This is a genomic window from Paraburkholderia sp. RL18-085-BIA-A (genome assembly GCF_046027075.1).
GTDB lineage: Bacteria > Pseudomonadota > Gammaproteobacteria > Burkholderiales > Burkholderiaceae > Paraburkholderia.
Window position 1 is genome coordinate 1 of the sequence record NZ_JARESU010000263.1, and the last position, 6048, is coordinate 6048.

The following is a 6048-nucleotide window of genomic DNA, read 5'->3' on the forward strand; positions in this document are numbered from 1 at the left end:
AAGTATCGCTCGCTATCTCGAGGCAATGGACACAGCGGATCGTCAGGAGCCTGCAATCGCGAAGGCCAGAACAGCGCGACTGCAGGACAAGATTGCGGCCTTGAAGGAACAGATGCGAAGCCTCAAGGAGATCGAGGTGCAACTCAACGCGGCACCCGACAAGCAAGTCTCGCTCACGGACCCGGACGCGCGTTCGATGAAGACACGGGGAACGGGAGTCGTCGGCTACAACGTCCAGACGGCGGTTGACACGAAGCACCATCTGATTGTCGCGCACCAGGTCACCAACGACGGAATTGATCGAGACCAACTCGCATCGATGGCCAGGCTGGCGCGCACGGAAATGGGCGTCGATAAACTTACGGCAGTTGCCGACCGAGGTTATTACAAGAGCGAGGAGATACTCGCATGCCACGAGGCTGGAATAAGCGTGTTCGTTCCGAAGACGAAGACCTCGGGCGCGACCGCCGACGGCCGCTTCAGCAAAGAGGATTTTATCTACGATGCTGAGAAGAACGAGTATCGATGTCCGGCGGGCGAGCGGCTCATATGGCGCTACAAGACAACCGAACGTAGCCTGAAGTTAGATCGCTACTGGAGCTCACAGTGCCAACAGTGCTCGTTGAAAGACAAATGCACTCCAAGTACCGAACGCCGGGTAACGCGCTGGGAGCACGAAGGATTGCTCGAAGAGATGCAGGTCCGGCTTGATCTCGCCCCAGACATGATGCGTATCCGACGACAGACCGTCGAGCATCCCTTCGGCACGATCAAGGCCTGGATGGGCGCCACTCATTTCTTGACACGGACCATCGGGCGGGTGAGCACCGAGATGAGCTTGCACGTGCTCGCCTACAACATGAAGCGGGCTATCAAGCTACTCGGTTCAGAAACGATTATGAAGGCCATGCGGGCGTGAAGCCCGCACGCGGCTCGCGGTCCTTGCAATACGTTCGGCGCTGAATTGACGTTTGTCGTGCCACAATCGATAAGCCGCGATCTGCCACCGAGACAGCGCGTCGTCAAATATCCGCCGACTACGCGTTTTGACACAGTCCGGGCCATCTCCAGCCGTTCGCCTGCACGCCCAGGCGGACGCTCAAGCGTCAGCTTCACCCGGCGGATTCGCCCCAGACAGCGGACCTTCGCCCGCCGATTACGGGCGTCGCGTCATCGGCCATAACAGCCGCTCGTGGCAGCAAGACGATGTCGGCGAATGATGTCTGCCGTTCGACGCGTTGACGGGCCGCTTTATGGGTCGGCGGTCGGTCTCGACCTTCCCAGTCGGCGAGGAGCAGACAACCCCAATGCATTCTTGCGCAGCGGGAACGCGCTCCTTGAAGCCCCCAAGCTTCAAGGAGCGCTACCGGCGAGGATCGTGCAGCAACCTCCACGCCGGCAGCGGTTCATACGTCTTCAATGCGTAGTGACGACATGAATCCCGCCGTTCGGGAAAGCCGCGACTCCCGGCTGGAAGGGCACGTACGCCTGACCCGAAGCGCCATCCACCGCGACCGAATGTACGCCGGTCCCCACTGCCAGTTTGTCGATGAGCGTGCGCGTCGACGCGTCGACTATGCCCAGTATCGGCGTGAAGCCGGAGCTGGCCGCGATGCCGGACGCGGTTTCATGACGGGCCGGAAGAAAATAGCGGTTTGACACTGCGTCGTATGCGACCTGATCGACTCCGCCGAACGGAATACTCGCAAGCGTGACCCCCGTCGTGCGATCGAGGATCAACGTGATAAGCGGCTTCCCGGCGGCCGAATCGCAGCCCACCAGCATGTCGTTGTTCGGACCGAGTTCGAGTCCCGTTGGCCCGCATGCGCCAAGCGGGAATACCTTGCTCACCACCGGTGCGTTAGCGACCACCGTACTCGCGGCAATCACGTTCACCTCACCTGCCGGATTGCTCGGCGTACCGTCGTTGTTGACGAGGAAGCTTTTCGACTTCGAGTCGTAGACGCACGCCTCGAGGCCGGACGACGTCGTAAACTGATGCGTCGCGACGATCGAGTTTGTCTTCGTCGAAATGAAAGTCGCAGTCGGAGGCGTCTCGCCCGGACTCGAAAACATCACCAGGTTGTCGTCCGGGTCGTAGCAGCCTTCGTCGACGCGGTGCGGGGCGGTCTTGAGTGGTGGGACTGCGATGGTGCTGACGACTTGCTGCGCGGAGATGTCGATTACCTTGATCGAATTTACATCGCCGGCATAAAGGGTGTTCGTGCCGGGAATACCGACGAGTCCATCAGGCCCGGCGAGATCGGTGTTCGAGTTAACGCCGGTGAAGGCGGTGGCGCCAGTTCCCTTGATCTGCGCGATGAGTGTGTTGCTCTTCGTGTCGACCACGTCGACCGCCGCGTTGTTGCGGTCCGCAAGGAAGTACTTACCGCTATCAGCGTAACTGATGTCGAAACTGAACGGCGGGGTGGCCGAATTGGGTACCGCGATGGCAGTCTTGATGGTCGGCGAAGTGGAGGTGACGTCCGAGCCTCCCCCGCACGCGGTGAGCAGAACGGATGCGCCAAGCGTTAACGCGAACCAAAGCTGTCTTTTCATTGTTGTCTCCGGAATAGGTCCGCATGTTCGGTCAGGAACGGGGACCATTTTTGGTTGCAAGGTTGCAAGGTTGCAAGGTTGCAAGGTTGCAAGGTTGCAAGGTTGCAAGGTTGCAAGGTTGCGAGACCACGCCACGAATGGACGCGGCCTCCGCAAGCACAATAAGACGAGCAATGCGTAAAGTCGAAGACGTAATCTTGCTGCAGAGCAAAAAAGCGTGCCATTTGGGGTGTAAGGCGGACTATTTCATTGCCAATTCAACCAGTTATGCGATTACCTTCGAATTGGTAAATTCAGTCGATACGTTTTTGATTTCACTAACGGATTGTTGGCAGCTCGTATGGAACGCGAAAGCCTATGTGTGATCGATTTCTATCTGCGAGCGTCGTCGCACGAACCGCCCGGCGACAGTCTCAGTCTGTTAAGGGTTGTGCTCTGTTAAGGGTTGTGCGATGCCTGCCCTGAAGCCGCATGCATGTGAGCGCGCGGGTGAGCCAGCGGGCAGGCGTCGCACAAGCCTTAACAAATTCGGCCCTTCGACGCTGAACCGGAATTGCGCAAGCTATCGTTTTGGCGGCACGGGTGAGAAGGAATAAAAATCCCAAGCCTGTCAGGCAACCGGGGAATGTCGGATAGCCGGAGCAACACGAAGCGCGGCCAGCAACAGTTTCAAGCGGCAACGGTTGCCAGTTTGCGAAACAACCCCGTGCACGGCCGCCGAACGTCCGAGTTTACTTGGTGGCTGCATGCTGCACGCGGCCCACAATGAACCGGAGCGCCCTTTTCACGTCGGGCGCTCGAGATCATGGTTACCTTGTCACCCGCCGTCCGATGATGGCGATTCTTTGTCTGCGCATCGCGCTATATCCTGGGAAATCTCCAGGGTGTCCCATGGACCCACGTAACCACAGTCAATGGCGCGTTGTGCTGACTGGCGGCGAACCAGTCACGGCCGCGATGCCTTCGCTGTCGATCACATTCATGGCTTCGGCGAGCGCTGCACTATCAGTCGGAAATGAATCGTCCCAGACGGTCGAATTGCCGAATTCGTCGACCACCTCGAGTAGCCACGCCCCCTTGCCATCACCGTAGATTTCAACCTCAACGGCAGTGCCGTCGCGTGCGATGCGCCGACTCAGCGGGGAAACAGTCAACGACTCTTGAGCGTCAGTCAGAACACGTCTGGCATGTTCCGGAGCAAAGCCATGCCCGGTGCTTCCGGAACCGGTGGCCACTTCGAGCACGCCATGACAGCGCTTGTATTTCTTTCCTGAGCCGCACGGGCAAGGGTCGTTACGACCAACCTTCGGTGCGCGTCGAAGCGGCTCGCGCTGGGCCATCACACCGGGAATCCCACCGCGCCCGATTTGCAGCCGGCGCTGTTCGGCCCAGTAGCGATGAATATCTTGCACCGACCTGGCGAGCGATCCGGCAAATGCCTGATGCTGATCGAGGTTGTCTTTTCGCCGTTTCAGCTCATCCCACCCCTCCTCCGTGCCGTACAGCATGATCACCGTGAACCATTCAGGGTGCTCCGCGAGCACCGGCGCCCACGCTGTCCGATCGACGGCAATGCCTTTGTAATACCCCTCGCACCAGTCGTCGATGACCGAAATCACTCGCTCATCTGATTCGTGTTCAAGGATGAGCGGTTCGTACCCGGCGGAGGCATCGTTCAACATGTCGTTGACGCTATTCCAGTGCCGGATGATCAGCCCGACGATGCCTTCTGACTCGTCAGCACTGGCAAACGTCGGCAGGTCCCGGCCATGCTCCGCATCCCAGATCCAACCCAGCATGGTGCCAGGCATCATCAGGTTTGGCCCCGAGGCGAGCGCGGTCATAAACCCGTCCATCATCGAAACGTCCATCGCCGCGTCGGGAGCGGAATCGCTGGTCAGGAAATCATCAAGCTGATCGATTTCTGTTTCGTTCAGCGGTGGTGTGGGTACGATTTCGTCTTTCATGGGTTCTCCAGCAGGAGCCTGCGATCGCGGGTCTCGTCCGGCAACCCCACGTGCGCGCCGGTCCGTCCGGCGCTTCTTCGCCGCTGCGGCGCCGTCCGGTTCAGTATGCCACCTTGAACGTCGGCGAATCTCTTCGGGGCGGCTCTTGCGTCGGTCGTAGATCCGCGTGGTCGCGATGTTCGCGTGGCCGAGCCCTTCCTGCACCTTCGCGATGTCGGCCTCATGCTCGAGCGCGTTGGTCGCAGCGGTCGCGCGCAGGCTGTTCACGCCGAAGCCGTCGATCGCGATCTTCGCCTGCGCCGCGTACGCGAGCACGCATTTATAGACGCCATCGGCCGTGATCGCCGCGCCCCGGGTTGCGCCCCGCCGGCGTTTCGCAGGCTGGAACAGCGGTGCGGCTGGTTCCCCGACGTGGCCGGCTGCTTCCAGATACGCGTGGATCCGTTCGGCGCTGCCCGGGTGCAGCGGCAGGTAGCGGGTCTTGCCGCCCTTGCCGTGCACGCGCAGGTGCGGGACGCCACGGCGCGCTTGGATGTCGCGCACGGTCAGCAGGCACAGTTCCTCGCGGCGCAGTCCGTGATACAGCAGCACCGACAGCAGCGCGCGGTCGCGCAGCCCTTCCAGCGTGGCCGGCGCAAGCATCCGATCGATTTGGATGTCCTCGCCTAGCAGCGCGGCGTGTGCCCGGCGCATGTCGCTCAGCCAGTCGTCGGTAAGCGTGAGTTCCGGACGCGGCGCATACCACTCACGATGGATGCCACCCAGAAAGCGCCACGTCGCCGGATGGATCTCGGAGGGCACTGCTAAGCCTCACCTGGTCGGCGTGCTTACCCAGCCGGCGTCAGTATGGCGAAACACGAGGCGACCGGGGCCGGCGCGATCGATCAACGCCTGCAGGCCGTCGGCGTCGATAATCGAATTAGCCGGTCCATACTCCGTCTGGCGGGAGATCACGCCATTCTCGAGCCAGACGTCGTCGCGCCCGCACGTGTCGTAGTGGTATAGCTCGGCGTCGAACTTCACGTGCACGGCCTCCAAGGCCTCAACCTGGTTGGCGATCAAGTCCAACGCCTCGGCGAGCGGATGATCCTCGTCGTCGCCGATCATGTCGAGGATGGCATTGACGATTGTCAATGCCTGCTCGTACTCGGCGGCGGTGCGGATCGGCGTCACACGGCCTCCAGATCGTACGCTCGCTCAACGTGCGGCGCGCCGTGCGCGCGAGCCTGCCGTAGGTCGAAAGACGCCTGTTTCGCGATCCGAAGATCCGCGCGGCCGCCGCGATCGACGCCGAGCCATCCCTCGATGCGTAGCGCCATCTCCGGCGAGGTGCCGGCGCTGCCGTTGAGAACGCGCGAGAGTGCCGCGCGCGTCACGCCAAGCTGTTCGGCGGCGGCGGTCACGGCCAGTCCAGGCGCGGGCAGGACGTCATCACGCAGCGTTTCGCCAGGGTGAGGTGGGTTGTGCACGCTGATCCGCTCCAAGGCCGTCGCCGCGACTTCCTCGAGCATTGCCTCCTCGC

The 6048-nt window shown here is 61.2% G+C and carries 5 protein-coding genes; 1 reads left to right on the top strand and 4 read right to left on the bottom strand.

All coding sequences use genetic code 11. From position 1 onward, the window contains the following. A partial coding sequence (locus tag P0D89_RS50435; protein WP_408379268.1) for a transposase occupies positions 1 to 919 on the top strand: 919 nt, incomplete at its 5' end. 497 nt (positions 920 to 1416) lie between these two features. Here P0D89_RS50435 and P0D89_RS50440 read toward each other — a convergent pair. The 4 genes from P0D89_RS50440 to P0D89_RS50455 form a co-directional block, all read right to left on the bottom strand. After that, complete coding sequence (locus P0D89_RS50440) at positions 1417 to 2559, bottom strand: YncE family protein (protein WP_408370226.1); 1143 nt, start codon at positions 2557 to 2559, stop codon at positions 1417 to 1419. Between the two features lie 911 nt (positions 2560 to 3470). Then, a complete protein-coding gene (locus tag P0D89_RS50445; RefSeq protein WP_408370230.1) occupies positions 3471 to 5327 on the bottom strand; it encodes a UPF0149 family protein in 1857 nt (618 codons plus the stop codon). Positions 5328 to 5336: 9 nt separating this feature from the next. Further along, positions 5337 to 5699: a hypothetical protein gene (locus tag P0D89_RS50450; protein ID WP_408370233.1), complete on the bottom strand. Its 363-nt coding sequence runs from the start codon at positions 5697 to 5699 to the stop codon at positions 5337 to 5339. After that, positions 5696 to 6037, bottom strand: a complete 342-nt coding sequence (locus P0D89_RS50455) for a HigA family addiction module antitoxin (protein ID WP_408370238.1) — start codon at positions 6035 to 6037, stop codon at positions 5696 to 5698. Before P0D89_RS50455 ends, P0D89_RS50450 begins: the two co-directional genes overlap by 4 nt. Positions 6038 to 6048 lie beyond the last annotated feature (11 nt).